Raw genomic sequence first — 23227 nt, forward strand, 5'->3', positions numbered from 1 at the left:
ACCAAGGAGTAACCGTTATGAGTAATAACAATTTACACATTGCTGTCATTGGTAGCGGCGGCAGTGCGATGGCTGCGGCACTCAAAGCGACCGAGAGAGGTGCCCGAGTGACGCTCATTGAGAGAGGTACTATTGGCGGAACTTGTGTCAATATTGGCTGTGTCCCGTCTAAAATCATGATCCGAGCGGCTCATATCGCCCAACTGCGGCGAGAAAGCCCTTTTGATAAAGGCTTAAGTACTCATACTCTTAAGGTAAATCGATCAGCTCTCCTCGAGCAACAACAGGCTCGGGTAGAAGAACTCCGTGAATCCAAATACCAGAGTATTCTTAGAGAGAATTCCGCCATTACCGTTATTAACGGCGAAGCCCGCTTTATAAACGATGAAACTCTTTCCGTATCACTTCGCGATGGCGGTGAGCAAACGGTTTACTTTGACCGTGCTTTTATCGGCACCGGGGCCCGACCCGCACAACCCCCCATCCCCGGCTTAGCTGAAACCCCTTACCTTACTTCGACAAGCGCATTAGAGCTAAGTAACATTCCTAAACGCCTCGCTATTATTGGAGCCTCGGTCGTTGCTCTTGAATTAGCACAGGCCTTCGCGCGTCTCGGTAGTGAAGTTACTGTTTTGGCTCGCAGTCGGGTGTTATCCCAAGACGAGCCTGCCATTGGTGAGGCAATAGCCACTGTTTTTTATCACGAAGGCATCAATGTGCTTGAGCATACAGAAGCCAGCGAAGTGCGTTACGACGGACAACACTTCATTCTCAAAACCAATGCCGGAACATTAAAAGCAGAACAACTGCTCGTGGCCACAGGCCGCACGCCCAATACGGAAAACCTCGATTTAGAAACCATCGCCGTACAAACCGAGCGCGGTGCCATAACGATTAACGATCGCATGCAAACCTCTAACTCAAGAGTATATGCGGCAGGCGACTGTACGAATCAGCCGCAGTTTGTCTATGTCGCCGCCGCAGGCGGCAGCCGAGCCGCTATTAACATGACGGGCGGTGATGCGCATCTTGATCTCAGTGCAATGCCCGAGGTTATCTTTACTGATCCACAAGTCGCCACGGTGGGTTTATCAGAAGCTGATGCTAAAACTGGTGGTTACGTCACCGAAAGCCGCACGTTGGGCCTTGAAAATGTCCCACGGGCATTGGTTAACTTCGATACCCAAGGGTTTATAAAAATTGTCGCAGAAAGTGGCAGCGGCCGGCTGCTCGGTGTTCAAGTCGTCGCAGGAGAAGCTGGTGAGTTGATTCAAGCTGCTGTAATGGCGATAAGAGCAGGAATGACAGTCAATGAGTTGGCTGATGAGCTCTTCCCATACCTTACGATGGTAGAAGGCTTAAAATTATGCGCTCAAACGTTTACTAAAGATGTTAGCCAATTATCTTGCTGCGCTGGGTGAGATAACCTAGCTTAACTTCACTGGACAGTTACCAATATTTCGGGTTTAGCTGCTGGTTGGTGATAGGTTAAGCTAGTTCAGGAGTGATAATAGTTGTTATAAGCACTTTTTTTTCATTCATATTAGCTCTTATTTGTCTCACTTATTTGACAATAAGTTTTCCTAGATACCTTTGCATCTGACAATGAAAATCGTATTCTCCGGTCTTTAATACTGGCAATTCGATCAACTTTAACTTATTGGTCGGTAAAGTATCGCTGATCCCCAGATCAGGAATAAGCAAAGTTTCAGAGCAACAGATTTAAAGGCTTCCAGTTTGACAACAATCTCATTTAGCCGTTTTCATTTGTTTATTATATAACGTTACAATTAGCCAGCCAGTAATCATAGCTCCCAAGGACCACCCGAATAATCCCGTAACAAATCCACTAAAACTGAAATTCCACTCGAAACCAGAAAATTTACCGTGAACCATGCTTTCTGTTAACGCCATCATGCTAGAAGGCCAAAAAAGCACGAGTAAAGTGCAGATGGACCATACTACAGCAAAGGCGGCGCCAGCTGCTAAACCAAATTTACTTGCATCAAGCTTCATCATTTGTCCTAAAAAATTGCAAAATCAAATAAAAAGCGCGGCTACTTATTCCTATAAATAACCGCACTTAATCTTAAGCGAATGCCTTATATCGCTTAACTACCCTGCTTCATTTCCTCACTTTGGTGTTCCATCATTTGCTCCATCATCTTTTGCATCATATCCATTCGATGCTCCATCATTTTCATTTTATTCATCATATTCTCTTTGCCCATTTGCTCTGCTTTGTCTCCCTTTTTATGTTCTCCTTTGTTCATGCCTTTATCCATCCCATGGTTCATCATTTGCATGCCCTTCTGCATTGACTTCATATGTTTTTGCATGAGTTCTTTACGCTTCTTGGGGTCAGATTCGCTTTTTATTTCTTTCATAGCATCGCGCATTTCCTGCATGTGCTCATGCATTGATGTCATTTTTTCATGGTGCATCATTCCACTCATTGAACCTTTTTTATCATCGCCATGTTTATGCTGAGCATCAGCAAAGACAGGAGAGGCCATTAAAGCTGTGATAGTTAAAGCTGAAAGTACTTTTTTCATTCTATTACCCTCTTGATTATGACCAAATTGTATTGGTTTCATTAATTTGACGTTATTTCATTACAGTTAAATCTTGGAACCCACGCTGACGTAGATCCCATATAACGGCAGTATTCATCGCCGAATTCTTCAATGCCTTCGATGAAATTGAATTTCATTGAATCTAGCGGAAAACTTTTAAAATTCTCATTGTGACCTGGACGTTTTAAGCCATTTAACCAGCAACGATTTTTCCCCGATACATTTGCATCTGGCAATGAAAGTCATACTCTCCGGGTTCCAGTGCTGGTATTTGAATTGGCTTTAATTTGTTAAAAGGCAACGTTTCACTGATTTCCAGGTCAGGGATAAGCAGAGTTTCAGAGCAAGGCGATTGATCCTTCCGCAGAAACCTGAGTTCAACCGGCTTACCTTCAGGTACGTTTATTCTCGAAGGCGAGTAGGTGCCGTTTTCGACGGCAATCACCCAATCACCTTCTCCCAGCTTCATCTGCTTGGGCTTGTAAAGCCAAAACCACCAGACGATCAGCGCGATCAAAGTGATACCAGCAATATTAATGAATAACATGTTTATTCTCCTGAATGCGTCAGTGTTAGAAGGTGCGTTAATGTTTCTTGGCTTTGAAAAAGCGTAACCGGTTAGCGTTACTCACTACCGTAAGAGAAGAAAAAGCCATTGCTGCACCAGCAATAACCGGGCTCAATAGCATTCCCAAAAACGGGTACAGAACGCCTGCGGCAAAAGGAATACCCGCTACGTTGTAAATAAAAGCACCAAATAAGTTTTGCTTAATATTGCGCAGCGTGGCCTTGCTCACCGCGATCGCATCGGCAAGCCCATGTAACGACCCACGCATCAATGTAATATCGGCACTTTCAATAGCAACGTCCGTCCCAGTGCCAATAGCGAAGCCTACATTGGCAATAGCTAGCGCTGGCGCATCATTAATACCGTCTCCCGTCATACCAACAATTTCGCCTTCCATCTGCAGTTCCTGAACCTTTTTTGATTTTTCTTCCGGCAGAACTTCGGCAAAAAATTCTTTAATTCCTACTTTTTCAGCAACTGCTTCTGCTGTCGCGCGATTATCACCAGTAAGCATCACTACTCGCACACCGTTATCTTGCAAACGTTTAATGGCGGCTACGGAGTCGTCTTTTATCGGGTCGGCAACTGCAATAATTGCAGCTAACTCATTATCAACGGCAAAGTACATAGGCGTCTTAGCTTCAGCAGCTAAGCCTTGGGCTTTTTCAACAAAGTTACCGAGCTCAACTTGACGTTCACGCAACAGCTTTTCATTACCGAAAAGGAGGGACTTCCCGTCAACTTCTGCCTCCACGCCATGACCAGCGATGGCGTTGAAGTTCGAGACCTTACTTGTCTTAATCCCTCTTTCCCTGGCTGACTCAACTATCGCCTGTGCTAGCGGATGTTCAGAGCCAGACTCAAGTGTCGCTGCAAGTTGCAGTACGGTTTGCTCATCGTACTCACTCGCTACTAATACGTCGGTGACTTTAGGAGAACCAAGTGTAATGGTGCCCGTTTTATCCAGGATCATAGCCGATACTTTCGACGCTGTTTGCAATGCTTCGCCATTGCGAATCAGCACACCTGCCTCTGCGGCTTTTCCTACACCCACCATTACCGACATAGGCGTCGCCAGGCCTAATGCGCAAGGGCAAGCAATAATCAAGACAGTGGTCGCTGATACCACAGCAAAGGCCAGTGCCGGCTCAGGCCCAAAGTTAAGCCAAGCTAGAGCACTGATAACAGCGATAATCATAACGACTGGCACAAAGTAAGCTGAAATAATATCGGCAAGACGACCGATTGGGGGCTTAGAGTTTTGCGCCCGTTTCACCATGTTAATAATTTGAGCAAGTGCTGTATCTTTTCCGACTCTTGTCGCTTGAAACAAAAAGGAACCACTTTTATTTATCGTGCCCGCCACAACGTCATCACCAACTGATTTTTCCACGGGCATGGGTTCACCCGTTAGCATAGATTCATCAACGGTGGTACTTCCCTCTATAACTTTTCCATCAACAGGGATTTTTTCTCCGGGACGAACACGTACTACGTCCTCCTCGAGTACGTCTTCGATAGCGATATCCAATTGTTTATCGTCACGAATCACCCTTGCGGTTTTCGCCTGCAAACCAATGAGACGTTTTATGGCTTCGGACGTGCGCCCACGAGCTTTCAGTTCAAGTGCCAGCCCCAAATTGATCAAACCGATAATCATTGCGGTCGCTTCAAAGTATACGTGACGCGCCATTTCCGGAACCAGGTGCGGAACCAATACAACCACCATGGAATACAACCAGGCGGTACCAGTACCAAGTGCGATCAGCGTATCCATATTAGCGGAATGATTTTTCAAAGATTGCCAGGCACCGACGAAGAAGTGTTTGCCCGAAAAGTAAAGTACACCTAACGTTAGAATACCTACGACTAACCATGTCACACGCTCTGTGGCAGTGGTCACCGTCATTTCACCAACAAAAAGGCTATAAATCATGAGAGGTACACCTAACGACAGCGCAACGGTCATCTCCCGCATCAGCCGCTTGTAATAAGCCCAGTCGGCTTGCTCTTTTTCTGCCAACGCATCACCGTCACTTTCGGACGTGGCTACTTTAGCGCTATACCCCGCCCTCTCTACTGCTTTCACTAAAGCGCTCGGATTTGCTGTTCCAGTCACACTGACCGTTCGCTGGGCAAAGTTCATCTCAGCATTTTCCACGCCGGATACAGACTTTAATGCATTTTCGATTTTGCCAACACAACTCGCGCAACCGGCTCCCTCGATAATGAGTTCCTCAATGGAACGACTACGAACGTCCTCAGTTTTTACACCCATACCAGTGCTCCTTATTGACGGGAAACGAGCCAAGCAACAGCTATTTCCCGCAAAGTACCAACGATAAAACCGTCACTCACTACATATCCGAAAATCGATTCGCAGTTTGCACCATTCGTTTAATTTCATTTTCTTCAACGTTCTTTACCGTTTCTAGCAGCTCTTTTGCGCTATCTATATCAACACGGGAATATAGGTGTTCATACAGTTCTATGACTTGCTCATGATGGTTTACAACCTTCTCCATAATGTGATCGGTATCTAACTCTTTAAAAGGCGAATCGCAGTGCCCATGCTCAACGATGGGATGTTTCCCAATATAGTCATAACACCAAGTGTCTAATGCATTTAGGTTGGCTGTATTCAAAAAACCTTCAACCATTCGCTCTAAGCTAGCTTCATGACCCGACACGTAGCTTAGAATCATCCGAGCTCGTTCATCTTGGTTTTGTTTAGAGCAGTGAGTCACACACTCCTTCAGGTTTTTGTGGAAATCAACGGTCCAACTCAGTACATCTTTGATTGTTTCTATTTGCATTTTTTACTCCTTACCTATAATTAATTGTTACTTTCGTTTGCTTTTGGTACGTGGCGGGCTTCTGTGGCAACTCCACGGTGTATGCTCTGCATTATCTTTAATATTTTGATCAATAAATTTGTAGTATTCCTCTTTCAAGTGAGTCCACCAGCCACTATTTATTTCAACACCAAATATTCCGAGCTTTTCCTCTATCATAGTCAGATCGACTTTAGAGGCATCATAAGCGACCGATAACAAGTTCTGGTCAGAGTCGTAGGCAACGCTATCAAGACCAACCAAGCGATCGATTTCGTTAATCGCTTCGCGAACTTTTTTCACACTCTCAGTGTTTAGCTTTAACGTGCGATTGACTAAGTTAATTTCCCGCACTCCGGCTCTATGATCGTTAGTTGACATCAGTACTGTCCTATTTATTAAAACTACCAATATGCTTCAGTCGACGTTGCCGCGATATTAACGTTGTAACGAGAGTTCTTTATCAGTCGCTGCTCGTTTGTCGTGAACCCAAAGCAATTCATCTATTGGCGAGATACAGACTAAGCCCTCGTTAGATACCCCGGTATGGGCCGCTTCAACTACCAAAAACGCAACGTCACGCGCGTCATCACTGTTCACATAAACTTCGAGCTGTACGTGCTCAACTAAGTGATCATCGTTATAACTATCGAAGTAATAGCCTCGACCTCGAACAGGAAACAATGTAAAGCCGCTAACGCCACACCCAACCAGAGTCTCCTCCACTGCGTCTTGCCGAAGTTGATCAAAAATAGCGGTGATTTTAGATAGGTTCATATATTCTCCTACAAGCCTTAAGTCACTTAACTTAAGAGCTCTATCTAGCATGATTAAATTTCGAAAAAAGTTTTAATTGAAATTCAGCAGGAGCTATTTCGGAGGATAAAAAATATCAAAAGACATTTGCTTAACATTCCCTTCATATGAAAGAGGATGCTGCAAGTAACCAATTGACTTTATTGGCAAATTGAACGGAATTAATACTAAAGGTGAGCTTGCAGAGTTGCACCCCGCATCCATTAAACATGTATCAGCAGAGTCAGTTAAACAATAACAGCACGTTTTACTGGCAGGTTGTTCGTCGTCATCACAATGAATGTTGCTTTTTCTCTCGTTTGCAACATCTGCCTGATTAACGTTGATTACGTGCTCTGCGCTGGAGGCAGTATTATGGACAGGAGCAGCTGGGAAGGATAGTTGAATTACTATTCCTAGCATAAGCACAACTAAAAATTTTGTTTGAGCCATATGTGTGTCCCCAATCCCGAATTTTAACCTAGCATACTTGTTAGCGCACATCATTGATCAAGATCAATGATGTGCGTCTCTTAACTAAAATAATTGGTCTTATACACGCTTAACCTTTTGCCCACGCCACAAATAGTAAACAGCAGGTAATACGAGCAAGGTTAAGATAACAGCGCTGATCATTCCTCCAACCATTGGCGCCGCTATTCTACTAACCACCTCAGCCCCAGTCCCTGTACTAAACATTATAGGCAATAAACCAGCAATTGTAGAAACGGCCGTCATCATGACGGGGCGAACACGAAGTCCAGCCCCTTCCATTACGGCAAGAGAGAGACCGTCTTTCGTTAATGCTTTACCATGCTCTAACTGACTTTTTTCATATTCATTATAGGACTGGTTTAAGTAAGTCAGCATTAGTATTCCTATTTCTACAGTGACACCGGCTAGAGCTATAAAACCAACCGCTACAGCAACTGAGAAATTATAATCTAAAAGATACATTAGCCAGATTGACCCCACCAATGCGAGAGGCAAAGTTCCCAATATAATGGCTATTTCTGTAGCGTTTCGAAAGTTCATATATAAAAGAACGATAATAATCGCGAGCGTTAACGGAATCACGTAAGTCAGTTTTTCCTTTGCCCTTTCCATATATTCGTACTGCCCGGACCAGGTAACTGAATACCCTGCTGGCAACTCGAGTTCTTGTTCTACAACCTTCATTGCTTTTTCAACATAAGTGCCGACATCAACTCCCTCAATGTCGACAAAAGTCCAGCCATTAAGTCTTGCGTTTTCGCTTTTAATTGCCGGCGGTCCAAGTTCAACGTAGACATCAGCCACATCCGCCAAACTAATACGCTGCCCGTTTGGCGTAACTAAAGGTAGCTTCTTTAATTCTTCCGGCGAATCACGGTAATCTTGAGGGTAGCGCAAGTTTATTGGGTAACGTTCAAGCCCTTCAATGGTCTCTGAAACATTCATTCCACCAATAGCCGTGGCAACGACCTGCTGCACATCCTCAATGTTCAAGCCATAACGTGCAGCCTGCTCTCTTTCTATGTCAACTTTGACATAGCGTCCACCTGCCACTCGCTCTGAATAAACAGAAGCCGTACCATCGACATCATCAAGTATTGCTTCAAGCTGCTGCCCTATCGTCTGAATTTCATTAAGATCGGCTCCGGCAACTTTTATACCTACCGGCGTTTTGATACCTGTCGATAGCATATCAATGCGAGTTTTAATGGGGTAAACCCACGCATTGGTCAGCCCCGGAAACTTTACAAGCGCATCCAGTTCTTTTTTCAACTTCTCAGTGGTCATACCGTCTCTCCACTGATCTTTCGGTTTCAGTTGAATAAAGGTTTCAATCATCGTTAGGGGTGCCGGATCAGTGGCGGTATCCGCTCGACCAATTTTGCCAAAAACCGTCTTCACTTCCGGTACCGTTTTTATGAGCTTGTCGGTTTGCTGCAACAGCTCCCTTGCTTTACCAATTGATAATCCGGGATAGGTAGTGGGCATATACATCAAATCGCCCTCATCCAAATCTGGAATAAATTCACTACCAATTTTGTCAATCGGCCAGACACCAACGGCCAGGATAACAAGCGCTCCGACAACTGCTGTCTTGGGGTATTTCAAAATGCCTTTTAAAAGCGGTTTATACCCGGCGATCAATAACCGATTAAGCGGGTTTTTCCCCTCAGGTGTTACCTTTCCTCTGATAAAATATCCCATCAACACGGGGATAACGGTAACCGCTAAGGCTGCACTGGCTGCCATTGCGTAAGTTTTCGTGAAAGCAAGCGGAGAAAACATCCGCCCTTCCTGGGCTTCTAAGGTAAATACCGGCATAAAGCTGACGGTAATAATGAGCAAGCTAAAGAAAAGAGCAGGGCCCACCTCTGAAGCAGAGGCGGCAACCACCCGCCAGCGGTTCTCTGCTGTCAGTGGCGTTTTTTCCATATGCTTATGCATATTTTCAATCATGACGATGGCACCATCGAGCATAGCGCCAATAGCGATTGCGATCCCTCCAAGTGACATAATATTCGCGTTAATTCCTTGCCAATACATGACAATAAACGCGGTTAAAATACCCAAAGGCAAGCTGATAACGGCAACCAGCGAGGAGCGGACATGGAAGAGAAATATCACACAGATAAACGCGACAATAGCGAGTTCTTCTATTAAACTTTTCCAGAGACTTTCCACGGCATCCGAGATAAGCCCCGAACGATCATAGACAGTGACTATATCGACACCTTCTGGTAGCCCAGACTTTAATTCTTCCAACTTTTGTTTAACGCCATCAATCGTTTTTTGGGCATTTTCTCCGAAACGCATTACCACAATACCACCCACGGCTTCTCCCTCACCGTTGAGTTCGGCGATACCGCGTCTCATTTGGGGGCCCACACCCACATCAGCAACGTCTTTAAGCAATAATGGCGTGCCATTTTCATCAACGCCAAGCGGGATACTCTCTAAGTCTGACACACCATCAATATAGCCTGAGGCCCGGACCATATACTCAGCTTCCGCCATTTCAACCACCGACGCCCCCACTTCCTGATTACCTCGCTGGATAGCATTTTGTATGTGAGCAAGAGGAATATCGAATGCGCGCAGCTTCTCCGGATCCACTTTCACCTGGTACTGCTTTACCATCCCGCCGAGGGCGGCAACTTCCGAAACCCCCTCGACCGTTTGCAGTTCATACTTTAAAAACCAATCCTGCATACTGCGTAACTCACTCAAATTGTGGTTACCCGTACGATCAACCAAGGCATACAAATACACCCAACCAACCCCTGTTGCATCAGGGCCTAATTGCGGTCTTGCATTAGAAGGCAGTGTCGGAGCAACCTGAGACAAATATTCCAGTACTCGCGAACGCGCCCAGTAAGCGTCTGTATCTTCGTCAAAAATGACATACACATAGGAGTCGCCGAAAAACGAATATCCACGGACGGTTTTAGCGCCGGGGACAGACAGCATAGCGGTTGTTAATGGATAGGTTACTTGATCTTCTACCACCTGCGGCGCTTGACCCGGATAGCTGGTTTTAATGATCACCTGGACATCCGACAAGTCCGGCAGTGCGTCTACGGGCGTATTCTTAACCGCAAAAGCACCAACACCCACGAGGATTAATGTCGCCAGAAGAACGAAAAAACGGTTACTCACTGACCATCGAATGACTGACTTAATCATGGTTATGCTCCTGCTCTGTCACTTGTTTTTGCTCGGGAATATGAATCGATGTGAGCTGGTACTGTTGCTTCCCGACTTGCGTTATTTCCGCATGCAAGGATAACCCCGTGCTAAGCTGAGAAAGTTCAACATCCGAAGCAACATCGAAGTCCATCGTCATTGCAGGCCAGTCCCATTCAGAAATCTCACCGTGCTCCAGCGTAACCATCGAGTGCTGAGGCATAACATTTTTAACGGTTGCTTCAACCCAGACAGCTTGAGCTGCTGCGTCACTTGACATACTGCCATGGCTCTCGTTATCAGCATCAGTGTCATGTTGCATGCGCTTAAAGTCAGAGGATTTACTGGACTCAGAATCAATCAAAAACTGAGCTGAAGTAACGATGTCATCACCTGCCATAAGACCCGATAAAATTTCAACTCGCGAGCTCCCTAACCGCCCAACGTCAACATTAACTGATTTAAATTTCCCATCACCCAGTGCCAGTACAACTCGGTTCGAACCACCCATTCGGATAAGCGCTTCTTTAGGGATGATTAAGTTTTTGTCGCCTAAACCAGCCTTAATGTTAAGATTCGCAAACATGCCCGGTTTTAAAAAACCATCTGGGTTGTCGAAGTGAATTCGAACTTGTCCCGTCCGAGTTTTAGGGTTAAGTGACGGATAGACATAATCAACCTTTCCTTGCCACTCTTTACCTGGAGCATACTCAAGGTTCATTTGAACGTCATTGCCTACCTCAACCTGGTTCAATTGCCGCTCAAAGACTTCTGCAATAACCCAAATTTTATCCAGTTGAGCAATGGTCATTAAATTCATACTCGGCGTTACAAACGCACCTTCACGCACAGTCAGTCTATCCAATACCCCGGACTGCTTTGCTTTTACCGTGATTGTTTTCTGAATTTTACGAGTTTCTTTTAACTTCTTAATCTCAGATTCAGAGACTTGCAGAGCTCTTAAGCGTTCTTCAGCGGCATCAATTAGCACCTGATTACCTCTTTGCGAGGCCAATACAAGCTCCTCTTGCGCATTAACCATTTCCGGTGAGTAAATACTGTATAAAGGCTCGCCGGCTTTAACCGAGTTACCAACCGCTTTTACGAAAAGCTTCTCAATCCAGCCTTCAACACGGGGACTTACTGTCAGCACTCGGTTCTCATCAAACTGAACATAACCGACCGTTTCGATATCCAGGTTGAGTCTCGAAAAGGTGACCGTTGCAGTTGTAACCCCAAGGTTATTAATAACGTCGGGATCAATTCTCACCGTACCTGGTGAACTCTCTTCTGCATCATCGCCATAGTAAGGAATAAGGTCCATCCCCATTGGAGACTTTCCTGGTTTGTCTCGGCGATAATTGGGATCCATCGGAGCCACCCAATATAACGGCTCTTTTTCTGCATTGCCCGATGAACGATCAGACACTTCAGTCGATTGCATTACATAGCCAATAGCGCCAGCGCCAACTGCAAAGCCTACAGCTAAACTTATAAGAGATTTGGTGACTGTTTTCATTTTAAACTCCTGAGAATAATAAGTAGTTTGCTTCGGCAATCAGCTTTTGGCGGTTGATGGCGATCGCTAATGCATCAATTTTTGCGTTGACTTCAGCAATCTGTGAACGCACCGCCTCTGCAAAGTCGCCATCATCATTGTTGTAAGCTGTCAATGCAGCTTCAGACTGGGCGGACATTTGTGGAAGTAGCTCTTCACGATAAAGAGCAGCGCGTTCATTCAAACGATTCAGTTGTACAAAGGTACTGCGTAAATTGGCTATTAACTGTCTGGCAATCAGCAGTTTTTCAGTTCTTTTTGCTTCAGTTTTATACTTTGCCGAACGCACCTGTTCATCCTGCTTGTTATCAGTAAATAGTGGTATATCGAACGTAACTCCGGCTGACAGCAAGTTGGCACGGTCATTGCCGCTTGGATCGTCGTTTCTATGGCCATATTTAAGGTTGGTTGACCATTGTGGTTTATAACCTTGTTGAGCAAGCTCTACAGAAGTTTCCGACGCCGAAATGTCTTGATCGGTAGCTTGCAAAACTGGGTGCCCTTTTATTAATTCGTACAAGGCTTGTTTAGGCATTGTTGAAGGCGAACTCAATGCTTCCTGTAGCGTAAGGTTAGGAACGTCATCCGGTAACGTTGATTTCGCTATAACACCTATCCATTCCGACAATTCGCTTTGAAGTCGCTCCTCTTTTTGTCGCAGTGACGTCAACCTATCATCCAGGCGTGTAAGCTCAAGTTGGGCTCTAATAACATCTTGCTGCCGTGCTTTTCCCTCGGTACTGGTATAACTCGCCTTAGCCGTCGACACTAACTGTTCAAAAAGCGCTCTATCCGATTCAATCAAGCGAATACTTTGCTGAGAGAAAAAAACATCTAACCACAACTTCGTGACCGTTGTTTTGACCTTTGCAATACGATCCGCTCTCAAAAACGGTTGTTTTTGAGCTAATTGGTTTTTCTGCTTACGAGACAACGATAATGTGTCTCCTCTGGGAAATGTTTGTGAAACACCGACGACTAACTGGGTCATTCCTTCCTGTCTTGAACTAAAACTGTCAACCGGGAAACTGGCAGCCGTGAGCGATATTTTAGGGTCAGGCAAACTGGAAGAGGCTATTGCTTCACTCGCGAATGCTTCTTGGGTTTGCTTACTTGCCGTTAACCAAGGATCTTCTTGTACAGCGATACTCACTGCTTCTTGCAAATTCAAAAGCGGCTCTTGTGCATTAACGACATTTGGCACCACTACAGTCAGAACACTTAAATAAGCCATTCTTCTTAAAAGTTTCATATTGTTACTCTCAAAAACTGTGAATTTTTAAATTAAACACAGACCAAGTTATGAGTCGGACCGTAACGAGGACGACGAACGACGTCGTAACGACAATGACCGAACCAAAGCTTATAGCTGTGCTTTTACCTGGACGATAAACGCGCCAGGAGCGAGAAATTTCGTATTTTTAAGAGTGGATTGGGGGGCGAAAAAGCGAGAGAGAATGCTTTTCTTTAATATTCGTATCTAAGAATGAGGAAGCGTTAAAAACCAGCTTCTCAATAGGCGGAACGGTGGATTGCTCAGAATAAACGACAGTAATTGACGGGCTGTAACAATGACGCATCATTGAATCAGAGCAACAGTTATCGGTAAGAGAATGTGACACTTCGCAATCTGCAAGATCGCAAACTTGCTCAGTAGGATCGTGCATACATGCCTTTTCCGTACTGATAGTTTGTGAAAATGACATTGTTGTTACTGCTAATAGCAGTAGGGCAATGATTAAACGATACATGCGAAGCTTTACTGTAAAAACATGCTTGAAGTGTATCTCTTTTGGCTGATAAAGATCAATCAATTAAAGGAAGTACCCATAACGAGGTAGTCAACCCAGGTGGTGATACGACTTCTACATCACCACCCCGATTTATTGCTAACTCAGGCGCTTTCAAGCTCTAAATACCAAAGTCATCGAACCTTACTTGTTCTCGCGGAACGCCAAAGTCAGCAAGAGACTCTAACGTCGCTTTCAGCATTGGTGGAGGACCACACACGTAAACGTCCAATGTGTCTTTGTTTTCATCTGCCAACCATTTCATTGCAGTTTCGTGCACAAAGCCAGTGTGCCCGGCCCACGCATCTGATTTAGCAACCTCTGAAAGTACCGGTATATAATTTAACCGCTCATCTCTTTCGAACTCATCCCTATAACAGAGCTCTTTTTCATATCGTGCGCCGTAAAAAAAGATACAGCGACGAGGAGAGCCTGCTGCTAATTCACTTTGTATTAACGCTCTCAACGGTGCAATACCCGCGCCGCCTCCGATAAAGACTTGCGTGTGATTATTTTGTTTCGTCAGCTGAAAGTCACCAAATGGTCCAATAGCATCGACATGAGCGCCAGGCTCTAAATTACACAAGTAGTTTGAACCGATGCCTGGGGGCACCCCTTCACTTGGCGAGGGCAGTTGTCGTACGTTAAACACAAATCGAGTCGGGTGAGGCCGCGTAGCAACAGAGTAATGTCGTGACAATATTTCGTTTAAGTGTGGAATACGAAACTGCATAAACTGCCCGGCTTCATAATTAACGGGCTCTGAACTCACAAAGGTAAGCTCCATAATGGATGGAGTCAGTTGACGCTTTGAATCGAGTGTTAAAGCTATATCACTAACCCCCTCATTATGTAACTTTACTTCATAATTTGTTGAGGTTCTGTGTTGGCAAGATAACCGCATCCCCGCGTCTAATTCATTGGCGCTCAATAACGCTTTTTCAGCGGCTTTAGGACTAGGTATATCGCTGCCTTGTAGTGTTACTTTACATAATCCACAAGTTCCACCTCCACCACAGCTGCTGGCAATTGGTTTCCCTTTCTGTTGAAAGTATTCTAGCCATGTTTTTTTCCGATTTGGATTAAAGTCACCGTTAGTAATATTTCGGCCTAAAAGAATTAGCCCGGATAACGAAAACCAAAGAGCGAATAACCCGGCACTCCAAATCAATAAATGATTAAAGCTTCGGCCACCAGTGTAATCCATAAAATGCAGACGAAATGCCCAGTCAGCTATTGTCCATGGTGTATTGCGATGCTCCACTACCTGAGATGAGGCTTCATCGATGTATATCCGAGTATTAAGATCATCTTTAATATCAATGCGAAACCCCGAAGCTTCCCAGCCATTCACTTCATCGCTTCCCATGACTCTTTCAACCGCTTCGACGTGACCCGGACCATTATAGCTACTGAGCGCTAATTGGGTTGCCAAAGCCTCACCGGTAGACCAGTTTTCGTTTGTGTTAGCGTTGAAATACAGGACATTTCCATCTGCCAATGTCACTTGATACTGACCAACCCCAGCAACACTTACCAGTTCAATTAAATGTGCTGATGGAAACCTTTGGTACATTTCAGTAAAGTCGACCTGAGTTGCTAATTTTTTAAGCGGCGGCTTAGAGTTTTCGGAGACCATGTATTGATGACCCGACATTCCATGATGGCCAGTTATACTGAAAAAGAAACCACTCACTAGCCACAAAGCGACCTGAATAACTAAAATTAAACTCACCCAACGATGAAGCCATTGTATAAACCTTATCATTGGGCACCTCCGATCGGTCTTCTTTTAAACGTTATGGTATAAAGGAGCAAAACAATGCCCGTTATCATTAAAATAAATGTACCGATAATAAAGGCTTTTAACCACCACGTTTCTATATCCACACGTTCATCGTAGTCCATTATGTGTAGCATCCAGACAATGTCGAAACCACGCCAGAAAGTGTGTCGTTTTACGAGCAAATCACCCGTTGTTTCAGACAAGTAAAGGCTGGTATTACCAAAGTCATCGTAGTTCACTTGCCATACTGGCAACAAAGTTTCACTAATTTCAGTTGGTGGGTTATCCGTCATATAAACAACGGATTCAATGTCTGCACTCTCTTGTGCGTAGTATCGGTTGGCCAAGTCTTCAATATGATGCTGAGTTATTTCAATGCGCTCTAACGATTTTGCATTAACCAAAAACTCACCTTTATCACTTTTTAACTTGTATACTGGCTGTAGCTTACCATCTAGTCTGCGAGCCTCTAGTGAGGCTTTTTCAGTTTCAGGATAACGCGTTAATAACTTATCTAAATCTGATACCTCAGTACCTTCAGGTAAAGGCTGACTAACATCCTGAACTAAGTGATCTCCGTGAATATAATCCAAGTCGAAGAACACCATGTAAGCACCACTTATTGTCCAAATGACCATTTGCAAGCCAAAAACCAAAGATAACCAGCGGTGCCAGACTCTCCATTGACTCGAACGTTTTTTTTCCGACATGTCGTCCTACCTCAAATTTCATATAAAAAGGCTGCCGCTCCCAGGGAAAAGCGACAGCCAGTTCACTAATCAAAAGCTGTAACGTACCTTCAAGTACAACTGACGACCTAATAAGTCGTAAGTCATAGTGTCAGTATTTGCGTCCGTCCAGCTTTGAATATAAGGCGGCTCTTTGTCGAAAAGATTATTAACGCCACCCGTCACACTCAAATCGGAATTTATGAAATAAGTGCCTTGAATATTATGGTAAAAGACGCTCGGTGCGCGGGCTCCAATATCTTCTGGAGCGGCATTAATGTCGTCAGCAGCCCCTATATATTGCACTGAATAATGTATGCGCCAATCCTGCTTCATAAAGGTTCCCGAAGCATTTGAACGCCAATGCGTATAACTTCCTCTGCCTCCGGTGATGAACCCGGCATACTCAATTTCATCCGCACCAACAAAAGGCGCAAATGTATACTCATTTAAGTAACTGACATTCCAACTGAAGTCACTTTTCCAACCCAGTAGCTCGGTGTTATAAAATAAAGCGGTATCGATACCCGATACATTTTCAGTTGCGGCATTGGTGGGTTGAGCAGACAAAAAGTCAATATCGCCAGTTAAAGAGTCTCTCGTAAAGTGCTCTGGACTGCAAAATGGGTGCGATAAATTTTCTGAGTTATAGCAGACAGACAGCTTCGTTGAACCGGGAATCCTTTGGATAGCATTCTCAATATCAATATCGTAGTAATCAACCGTCAATTGTAAATTGTCCGCCGAACCAATATCCCATACAAAACCAGCAGTAAAAGTATCTGCGTCTTCCGGTTTTAAATCAGGGTTCCCGCCAACAGTGGTAAGAACGGTTGCACCAAATTGTTCATACCCTGCAGGGACACCATCTGCTTGGCAATTTGCCGCCACAGTTGGATTAGCACCGGCTTGATCCCATCCGTCACACGGATCCGTTGTTGTCAGGTTTCCTTCAGCAACACCACCAAAGAGTTCAGGTATATTTGGAATACGAAAAGCTGTTGACTGAGTCGCACGCACTTTCAACGCATCCGATACACGCCAGTGAACACTCGCTTTGTAGTTCCCATCACTACCAAAGGTGTCATAGTCACTGTAACGATACGCTAAATCCAAATTCAATGACTGAACCAATGGTAAATCAGCCAACAAAGGCAAGGACGTTTCAGCATAAACTTCATCGACCGTATAACTTCCTTCTATTGGGTCAGCCTGATTGGTATTCATGATACCGGCGACAATTGACGAGTCAGGATTACGCCATCCTTTTTCTTTTCGGTGTTCGACACCAAAAGCGACAGGAACCCATCCAGAAGGCATTTCGAATAAGTCTCCGGAAATATTTGCTGTCAATGAACGCTGCTCATTACCACCGTTGTCAGTCGTCCGAAACATAATGTAGTCCAAAGCTTCTTGAGACAGGTCACCGTACCCCAGCAAGTCAATACAAGGAATGCCGTTGGAGCCACAAGTATTCGGATCTAAACCCGCAGATAGACGCTGCATGTTGACTATATTGGTCATGCCGTCAATGGCTGTATTACGGCCATAGTTATAAGCAACTTCCCAGTTCCAACCTGAGCCAATAACACCATTCATGCCGACGACCGTTCTGAACGTATTAACATCTTGAAAGAACGTTCTTGGTCCACCTTCTAATAAGCGACGACCTTCAAGTCGAATTGTTTCACCCGTTGGGTTTGTTGGGTGGCTGGCATCAAACTCAATACCTCTTAATGTTCCGGGTGTCGCTAATTGATCGGATGTTCGATTGTTGTATAAAACTTCAGTAAATACCGTCGTATCTGGCGACAGTTGATAATCCCCGAAAGCGGAGAAATTCCAGTTTGTAATTGGGTTAACCGAATTTAGGTAAGGAAAAAATGCAAAGTTGTGTTTTTCAGAGCTGTAGGGTTCATAAAAGTCCCCGTTACCGTCCGCATCTTGACTGAAATTAATCCGTTCGCCAGCATTTGGCCCCGTCAATATGGTTGCTCTACCCCCAATGGTACTTGAGCTCCCGAAGCAATCCAGTTGGCCTGGTGTTAATTCACCCAAAGCACAGCCGGCTTGATCAGCCATATTGACCTCATCGGAAGAACGGTAGCCTAGAGTCGCCATTATGCGACCTTTGTCGCTGCTGGCGCCAAAGATCATGTTAACTTTACGATCTTGGCCCTCACCGTCATCTGTCGAGCCCAAGCGCCCTTCTATAGTAAAGCCGTCATAACTTTTACGAGTGATGATGTTGACCACACCTGCTACAGCATCCGCACCGTATATCGCTGAAGCGCCGTCTTTCAGTACTTCGATACGTTGGATCATTTCGACAGGTATCATATTTAAGTCGACTGAACTATTAGCACCGGTCCCACCATTTACAACACGGCGGCCATTCAGAAGCACAAGTGTTCGGTTAATGCCCAGTCCACGCAAATTAACTTGAGCGGTACCATAGCCATTACCTGTCCAATAAGCATTGCTCTGACTGCCAGCAAAACCAGCGGAGGCTGACATTCTCTGTAAAATCATTTCTACCGAGGTCATTCCCGATACTTCAATATCTTCCGCCGTAAAAACCTGAACAGGAGCAGCACTTTCGGCTTCGATTCGCTGAATTCGCGAACCGGTCACCGTGATTTTCTCAACGTTTTCGGCTTCAGTATCACCAGGCCCTGACTGAGCCCAAACGGTTGTTGTATTAAAGAGTGCCGCAGATACGCCTATAGCGACAGCAGACTTAAGTAACTTTTGCATTTTGTCACCTCGATTAAATTATAATTATTTTACTTTCCGATTAGACTTCGTACTGCCATCTAAGTTGTTTATACAACCTTCAGAATAGAAACCTTAGGATTTTAGTCAAGCTAAAAACGATTAAAGTTGTATAAAAAAACCTTTAACAGCAAAGCTTATAGAGGTTGTATATTCAACTTTAAGTTATCCTCATGTATCAATAATCTTTTAAAATAAGCTCTTCAAGATAGCTAGAAAAGCAATAAAAAAAGTTGTCCACTTTTTTCAAAATAAAAATAATTTTTCATTTTTAATGAATTTTTACCCTCTTCTGATTATTGATGCTTTTAATCTTTTGCCGACTATAATGCGTACATGAATACATAACTTTTACGTAAGGAACTTGGCTATGAGTCAGTCAACTCAAAAAGCTACGCTTTACAGAATGTCAACGCCTGATCACCAGTGCCCTTTTGGGCTAAAAACCCGGCACTTACTTAAAGCCAATGGCTTCGAAGTAGACGACAATCTGTTAGAGAGTCGTCAAAAAACCGACAAATTCAAGGAAAAGCACGACGTCGATACCACTCCACAAGTGTTTATTGGTGATAAACGTATCGGTGGGTACGAGGAGGTTCGAGCCTTTCTTGGAAAGCCTCTTCCTGACCCTGACGCAACCAGTTACCGGCCCGTTATTGCATTATTTATTATGACGGCACTCCTCTCTGTAGCCACGTCGTGGTTGTCTTTTGGTCGCGTATTTACCGTACAAACCATCGAGTGGTTCATCAGTTTCTCTATGGTGGTTCTGGCCTTGCTCAAACTCCAGGACGTAGAGAAATTCTCTACCATGTTTCTCAATTACGATCTTCTCGCCAAAAAATGGGTGCCTTATGGCCGTATTTACCCCTACGCCGAAGGCTTGGCGGGTCTGTTAATGGCTGCGGAATTTGCTCACGTCATTTCCATCCCTATCGCGTTATTTATCGGCATGGTGGGCTCTGTCTCGGTGTTTAAAGCCGTTTATGTCGACAAACGCGAGCTAAAATGTGCCTGTGTCGGTGGCTCCAGTAATGTGCCGTTAGGCTTCATTTCGCTCACTGAAAACCTCATGATGGTCGCTATGGCTGTCTGGATGTTTTTTACAATGAACTAGAAAAAGAGCGCTATGCGCTCTTTTTCTTAACGCTTTTTACGTAAAAACAAAATCTCACCAGCGGCAATCAATGCCATACCGATAAGAGACGCCCAAATCACCAGCGGATCGCTCGTCCATTTCACCCATATAAAAGCGACTAAAACGATGACGTCTAGCGTGATTGCGCTGACAAGTATGTAAATATTGGCATTCACCTTTTGCCTTAGATGCCGTAATACGCCCCAGTGGATCGCAATGTCCATCACGATATAAAAAATAGCGCCCAGTGACGCAATTCGACTCAAATCGAAGAATGCCGCTAAGATCATAGCCATAACAATGGTGTAAACCAGCGTATGCTTCTGAATGGAACCTGGCATGCCAAAATGACTGTGTGGAACAAGCTTCATATTGGTCAACATGGCTAACATTCTTGAAACGGCAAACGCGCTGGCAATCACTCCTGATACCGTTGCTACAATTGCAAAAGCGACCGTCACCCATAGTCCGGTCTCGCCATAGACGGGTCTGGCTGCTTCAGCAAGCGCGTAGTCTTTCGCTTTCACAATCTCATCTATGGACAGGCTCGAGCCAACCGCCAGAGTGACCAGAACGTATATTAACGCGCAGATAATCAGCGAAATAATAATGGCACGCCCGACATTTCTCTTAGGCTCAACAATTTCACCGCCACTATTGGTTATTGTTGTAAACCCTTTGTACGCAAGTATGCTTAAAGCAATCCCCGCTAAAATACCGCCACCCGTAGCTTCTTCTGGAATAGCCGATATCGATTCAAACTGAATGCCTGAGGCCCACAAACCACCAGCCGCTAAAATGACCAACCCTAAAGTCTTAACAAAGGCCATAAAAAACGAGAACGTTTGAATAAACTGATTACTCAAAATATTGATAAAAAACGCAAAGACCAGCAAACCCACCGCCAACAAAGGGATAAGCCACTGCGCTTCAAAAGAAATTAACTGGCTGGTATAAGACGCAAATGTCCGAGCGACTAAACTTTCATTAATCACCATAGAAAAGTACATCAAGAGTGCGAATATCGCCGTCACACTTCCTTTTCCATAAGCTTTACTGAGGAACATCGCAATACCGCCCGCTGACGGATAGGCTTTCGCCAACTTAACGTAAGAGTAAGCGCTAAAGCCGGCAATGATACCGCCGCACACAAACGCCAGGACAAACCACTCTCTTGCCAGCTGAGCAACTTGTCCGGTCAGTGCAAAAATACCAGCGCCAATCATCACACCAGTCCCCAGCGACACCGCCCCCCAAAGACTAAGGCTTCCTTTCTGATAACCCTGATGTCCGTGTTCGTGATCGTGTTCTGCCATAATCAGCTCCTGTGGTTGACGTTAGTTGGACCAGTGAATCCGGATAATTTTCCAGCCAGACTCCGGGGTATGTGAAACGGTTACAGTTTCATTCATCGTTAAATCAATCTCACGCCCGTTGTACGCCCCGGAAATACTATATCGAGAAGTGATCACAGCAAGGCTAGCCACTTCATATCGTGTTCTTTCAATCAGCTTGGAAGGAACCGCCTGGCTAAATTTGATATCTGACTTAAGATGATGAGCACTGTATTCAGCCAGGGACCGTTCAACGCCACCACCTTCAAAGATAAGCACATCATCGGAAAGCACGTCTTTAACGACCTCCGTGTCACCTTCAGTTAAAGCAGTTCGAAATGCATCAAGCACAGCGGTCGGCTCAGATAGTTTTTCGGCGCTACTGGGCGCTGAAATAAACATTACCGAAACCATAAAAACACTCACAAGTAATTTCATTCTTCTTATTCCTTACATTAACCGGGGGAAAACGCGCTGCTTAGCGCAGAGGCCAGGGTAAAAATAGTGACAGCCAATACCATTTCCGCCGTTATGGAGTTTTTGAGTCGCTTGGCGGCCGCGTTATCATTTAATTGCGGTACGAACTTTAATTTATGCAATGCGGCAACAAGGAGAATCAGCGCCACAAACACAAGTTTCGCTAGTAGTACCGTGTCATACGACGTAAGCGGCAGCTCTGGCATCCATCGCCCTGTTGCACTACGATACATAACCAAGCCCGCAATAAGGAGTATTGGAACCGCTGCAGACATATGCACACCAAAACGCTCCATAATGGCTTTCGCTTTAGCAAGCGGTACCGACGTTGCCAGCTTTCGCAATGAGTTAAGACTGCCGAACCAAACCCAAGCGACTAACAAGTGTGTTAAAAGCGCTAGCTTTCCCCACCAGACGGCGTCACTGCCGTGACCAATACTTAAAAAGCTCCATCCCATGAGTCCAATGGCGACAACATATAGCACCCACTTTATACGTTTTAGCTTAACAACGGAGTAAACAATCCAAGCAATAGCAACCGCTATCTGAAGTTGGATGAACAACCCAACAGGGCCGGTCCATATAAACTGCATGTAGGTCGTGTCAATCATGCCGGCAAAGCCTTCAGCAGCAAAACTACCGACTTTCAGAAAAAAATACAGAAGGCTTGCCAGTAATAGAAGCAACGCAACAAGGCTATTCTTTCGTTCAGACTGCTTTTTTAAACCGGACAAATAAACGATATAAGGCGAGGCGGTCATCACCGCGTTAAGCCAGAATATAAAGGCCAACGTTAAAACGCTGGCCACACTCCAAAGGGTCATCATTTCACCTCAAAGCTAAAATCACCCGATATTTTATGACTGTCCCCACCCATTGCCGTCCAATAAACCGTATAACCACCTGACGCCAAATTGTTTTTAACAGCAATTTCGTACGCTGCTTTGGGAGTCATGCTCATCGAAAAGTCCAGCGGATGCATTTTACCGTCATCTGAGTGCAGCATAATTTTAGCCAGACGAACATCACCGGAAAAATTCATCGTAATTTCCGTTGGTGACTCGGACAAAGTCGCACCGTCCTCCGGGCTACTGGATGTTAGGCCGACGTGAGCGCTGGCCCATGCACTAAAAAATAACGTGGTACCGAAGGCTAACTTAAGTATGTTTTTCATGTTGTTTCCTCTTTGT

General features: G+C 44.8%; 21 protein-coding genes. 2 read left to right on the forward strand and 19 right to left on the reverse strand.

The window, feature by feature from the left end:
* Nucleotides 1-17: 17 nt before the first annotated feature.
* Complete coding sequence (gene merA, locus DET62_RS09080) at nt 18-1421, forward strand: mercury(II) reductase (protein ID WP_133566289.1); 1404 nt, start codon at nt 18-20, stop codon at nt 1419-1421.
* Between the two features lie 142 nt (nt 1422-1563).
* On the opposite strand, the gene DET62_RS14600 is transcribed toward merA, so the two are convergent.
* From DET62_RS14600 to DET62_RS09160, 15 genes are all read right to left on the reverse strand, one after another.
* A complete protein-coding gene (locus DET62_RS14600; RefSeq protein WP_153849795.1) occupies nt 1564-1704 on the reverse strand; it encodes a cupredoxin domain-containing protein in 141 nt (46 codons plus the stop codon).
* A 45-nt stretch (nt 1705-1749) separates the two neighbouring features.
* Nucleotides 1750-2019 carry a DUF5676 family membrane protein gene (locus DET62_RS09090; protein WP_133566291.1) on the reverse strand — a complete coding sequence of 90 codons (270 nt, stop codon included), beginning with the start codon at nt 2017-2019 and terminating at the stop codon, nt 1750-1752.
* Between the two features lie 92 nt (nt 2020-2111).
* Nucleotides 2112-2555: a hypothetical protein gene (locus DET62_RS09095; protein ID WP_243734935.1), complete on the reverse strand. Its 444-nt coding sequence runs from the start codon at nt 2553-2555 to the stop codon at nt 2112-2114.
* A gap of 214 nt (nt 2556-2769) precedes the next feature.
* Nucleotides 2770-3123: a cupredoxin domain-containing protein gene (locus DET62_RS09100; RefSeq protein WP_110013660.1), complete on the reverse strand. Its 354-nt coding sequence runs from the start codon at nt 3121-3123 to the stop codon at nt 2770-2772.
* A gap of 37 nt (nt 3124-3160) precedes the next feature.
* Nucleotides 3161-5422 (reverse strand): heavy metal translocating P-type ATPase, encoded by a 2262-nt coding sequence (locus tag DET62_RS09105; RefSeq protein ID WP_110013661.1) that lies wholly within the window; start codon nt 5420-5422, stop codon nt 3161-3163.
* Nucleotides 5423-5501: 79 nt separating this feature from the next.
* Nucleotides 5502-5960 carry a hypothetical protein gene (locus tag DET62_RS09110; protein ID WP_006956218.1) on the reverse strand — a complete coding sequence of 153 codons (459 nt, stop codon included), beginning with the start codon at nt 5958-5960 and terminating at the stop codon, nt 5502-5504.
* Between the two features lie 27 nt (nt 5961-5987).
* The gene (locus DET62_RS09115) at nt 5988-6359 is read right to left on the reverse strand and encodes a hypothetical protein (protein WP_034818188.1); all 372 of its coding nucleotides are present in this window, start codon (nt 6357-6359) and stop codon (nt 5988-5990) included.
* Between the two features lie 57 nt (nt 6360-6416).
* Entirely contained in the window at nt 6417-6755 is a 339-nt protein-coding gene (locus tag DET62_RS09120) for a P-II family nitrogen regulator (RefSeq protein ID WP_034818190.1), read from the reverse strand.
* 93 nt (nt 6756-6848) lie between these two features.
* Nucleotides 6849-7226, reverse strand: a complete 378-nt coding sequence (locus DET62_RS09125; protein WP_133540735.1) for a hypothetical protein — start codon at nt 7224-7226, stop codon at nt 6849-6851.
* Nucleotides 7227-7325: 99 nt separating this feature from the next.
* Nucleotides 7326-10451, reverse strand: a complete 3126-nt coding sequence (locus DET62_RS09130; protein WP_053954058.1) for an efflux RND transporter permease subunit — start codon at nt 10449-10451, stop codon at nt 7326-7328.
* The gene (locus DET62_RS09135) at nt 10444-11970 is read right to left on the reverse strand and encodes an efflux RND transporter periplasmic adaptor subunit (protein WP_110013662.1); all 1527 of its coding nucleotides are present in this window, start codon (nt 11968-11970) and stop codon (nt 10444-10446) included. Before DET62_RS09135 ends, DET62_RS09130 begins: the two co-directional genes overlap by 8 nt.
* Before the next feature lies 1 nt (nt 11971).
* On the reverse strand, nt 11972-13261 hold the full coding sequence (locus DET62_RS09140; RefSeq protein WP_243734944.1) for a TolC family protein: 1290 nt from the start codon (nt 13259-13261) through the stop codon (nt 11972-11974).
* A gap of 659 nt (nt 13262-13920) precedes the next feature.
* Entirely contained in the window at nt 13921-15567 is a 1647-nt protein-coding gene (locus DET62_RS09150) for a 2Fe-2S iron-sulfur cluster-binding protein (RefSeq protein ID WP_110013665.1), read from the reverse strand.
* Nucleotides 15564-16295 (reverse strand): PepSY domain-containing protein, encoded by a 732-nt coding sequence (locus tag DET62_RS09155; RefSeq protein WP_011234477.1) that lies wholly within the window; start codon nt 16293-16295, stop codon nt 15564-15566. The genes DET62_RS09150 and DET62_RS09155 overlap by 4 nt, the downstream gene beginning before the upstream one ends.
* A gap of 69 nt (nt 16296-16364) precedes the next feature.
* On the reverse strand, nt 16365-19070 hold the full coding sequence (locus DET62_RS09160; RefSeq protein ID WP_110013666.1) for a TonB-dependent receptor: 2706 nt from the start codon (nt 19068-19070) through the stop codon (nt 16365-16367).
* Between the two features lie 388 nt (nt 19071-19458).
* Between DET62_RS09160 and DET62_RS09165 the strand changes: the two genes are divergently transcribed.
* Nucleotides 19459-20205, forward strand: coding sequence for a MauE/DoxX family redox-associated membrane protein (locus tag DET62_RS09165; protein ID WP_110013667.1), 747 nt, complete (start codon nt 19459-19461; stop codon nt 20203-20205).
* 26 nt (nt 20206-20231) lie between these two features.
* Here the strand turns inward: DET62_RS09165 and DET62_RS09170 are convergent, their stop codons facing one another.
* Genes DET62_RS09170 through DET62_RS09185 form a run of 4 tightly spaced genes read right to left on the reverse strand, consistent with a single transcriptional unit; the run spans nt 20232 to nt 23211 of the window.
* Nucleotides 20232-21542 (reverse strand): APC family permease, encoded by a 1311-nt coding sequence (locus DET62_RS09170; protein WP_054490585.1) that lies wholly within the window; start codon nt 21540-21542, stop codon nt 20232-20234.
* Between the two features lie 21 nt (nt 21543-21563).
* On the reverse strand, nt 21564-21998 hold the full coding sequence (locus tag DET62_RS09175; RefSeq protein ID WP_008489764.1) for a nuclear transport factor 2 family protein: 435 nt from the start codon (nt 21996-21998) through the stop codon (nt 21564-21566).
* A gap of 17 nt (nt 21999-22015) precedes the next feature.
* Nucleotides 22016-22864 carry a CopD family protein gene (locus DET62_RS09180; protein WP_234972503.1) on the reverse strand — a complete coding sequence of 283 codons (849 nt, stop codon included), beginning with the start codon at nt 22862-22864 and terminating at the stop codon, nt 22016-22018.
* The gene (locus tag DET62_RS09185; protein WP_011234483.1) at nt 22861-23211 is read right to left on the reverse strand and encodes a copper resistance CopC family protein; all 351 of its coding nucleotides are present in this window, start codon (nt 23209-23211) and stop codon (nt 22861-22863) included. The genes DET62_RS09180 and DET62_RS09185 overlap by 4 nt, the downstream gene beginning before the upstream one ends.
* Between the last annotated feature and the right edge of the window lie 16 nt (nt 23212-23227).

It is taken from the genome of Idiomarina sp. H2 (assembly GCF_004364275.1).
In the GTDB taxonomy this organism is placed as follows: domain Bacteria; phylum Pseudomonadota; class Gammaproteobacteria; order Enterobacterales; family Alteromonadaceae; genus Idiomarina; species Idiomarina loihiensis.

Excerpts from the sequence above, each read along its gene's own strand:
- DET62_RS09100 (WP_110013660.1), bottom strand. The coding sequence starts at position 3,123 with ATGTTATTCATTAATATTGCTGGTATCACTTTGATCGCGCTGATCGTC.
- DET62_RS09120 (WP_034818190.1), bottom strand. The coding sequence starts at position 6,755 with ATGAACCTATCTAAAATCACCGCTATTTTTGATCAACTTCGGCAAGAC.
- DET62_RS09105 (WP_110013661.1), bottom strand. The coding sequence starts at position 5,422 with ATGGGTGTAAAAACTGAGGACGTTCGTAGTCGTTCCATTGAGGAACTC.
- DET62_RS09140 (WP_243734944.1), bottom strand. The coding sequence starts at position 13,261 with ATGAAACTTTTAAGAAGAATGGCTTATTTAAGTGTTCTGACTGTAGTG.
- DET62_RS09170 (WP_054490585.1), bottom strand. The coding sequence starts at position 21,542 with ATGGCAGAACACGATCACGAACACGGACATCAGGGTTATCAGAAAGGA.
- DET62_RS09165 (WP_110013667.1), top strand. The coding sequence starts at position 19,459 with ATGAGTCAGTCAACTCAAAAAGCTACGCTTTACAGAATGTCAACGCCT.
- DET62_RS09160 (WP_110013666.1), bottom strand. The coding sequence starts at position 19,070 with ATGCAAAAGTTACTTAAGTCTGCTGTCGCTATAGGCGTATCTGCGGCA.
- DET62_RS09090 (WP_133566291.1), bottom strand. The coding sequence starts at position 2,019 with ATGATGAAGCTTGATGCAAGTAAATTTGGTTTAGCAGCTGGCGCCGCC.
- DET62_RS09125 (WP_133540735.1), bottom strand. The coding sequence starts at position 7,226 with ATGGCTCAAACAAAATTTTTAGTTGTGCTTATGCTAGGAATAGTAATT.
- DET62_RS09185 (WP_011234483.1), bottom strand. The coding sequence starts at position 23,211 with ATGAAAAACATACTTAAGTTAGCCTTCGGTACCACGTTATTTTTTAGT.
- DET62_RS09095 (WP_243734935.1), bottom strand. The coding sequence starts at position 2,555 with ATGAAAAAAGTACTTTCAGCTTTAACTATCACAGCTTTAATGGCCTCT.
- DET62_RS09150 (WP_110013665.1), bottom strand. The coding sequence starts at position 15,567 with ATGATAAGGTTTATACAATGGCTTCATCGTTGGGTGAGTTTAATTTTA.
- DET62_RS09110 (WP_006956218.1), bottom strand. The coding sequence starts at position 5,960 with ATGCAAATAGAAACAATCAAAGATGTACTGAGTTGGACCGTTGATTTC.
- DET62_RS09115 (WP_034818188.1), bottom strand. The coding sequence starts at position 6,359 with ATGTCAACTAACGATCATAGAGCCGGAGTGCGGGAAATTAACTTAGTC.
- DET62_RS09180 (WP_234972503.1), bottom strand. The coding sequence starts at position 22,864 with ATGATGACCCTTTGGAGTGTGGCCAGCGTTTTAACGTTGGCCTTTATA.
- merA (WP_133566289.1), top strand. The coding sequence starts at position 18 with ATGAGTAATAACAATTTACACATTGCTGTCATTGGTAGCGGCGGCAGT.
- DET62_RS09135 (WP_110013662.1), bottom strand. The coding sequence starts at position 11,970 with ATGAAAACAGTCACCAAATCTCTTATAAGTTTAGCTGTAGGCTTTGCA.
- DET62_RS09130 (WP_053954058.1), bottom strand. The coding sequence starts at position 10,451 with ATGATTAAGTCAGTCATTCGATGGTCAGTGAGTAACCGTTTTTTCGTT.
- DET62_RS09155 (WP_011234477.1), bottom strand. The coding sequence starts at position 16,295 with ATGTCGGAAAAAAAACGTTCGAGTCAATGGAGAGTCTGGCACCGCTGG.
- DET62_RS09175 (WP_008489764.1), bottom strand. The coding sequence starts at position 21,998 with ATGAAATTACTTGTGAGTGTTTTTATGGTTTCGGTAATGTTTATTTCA.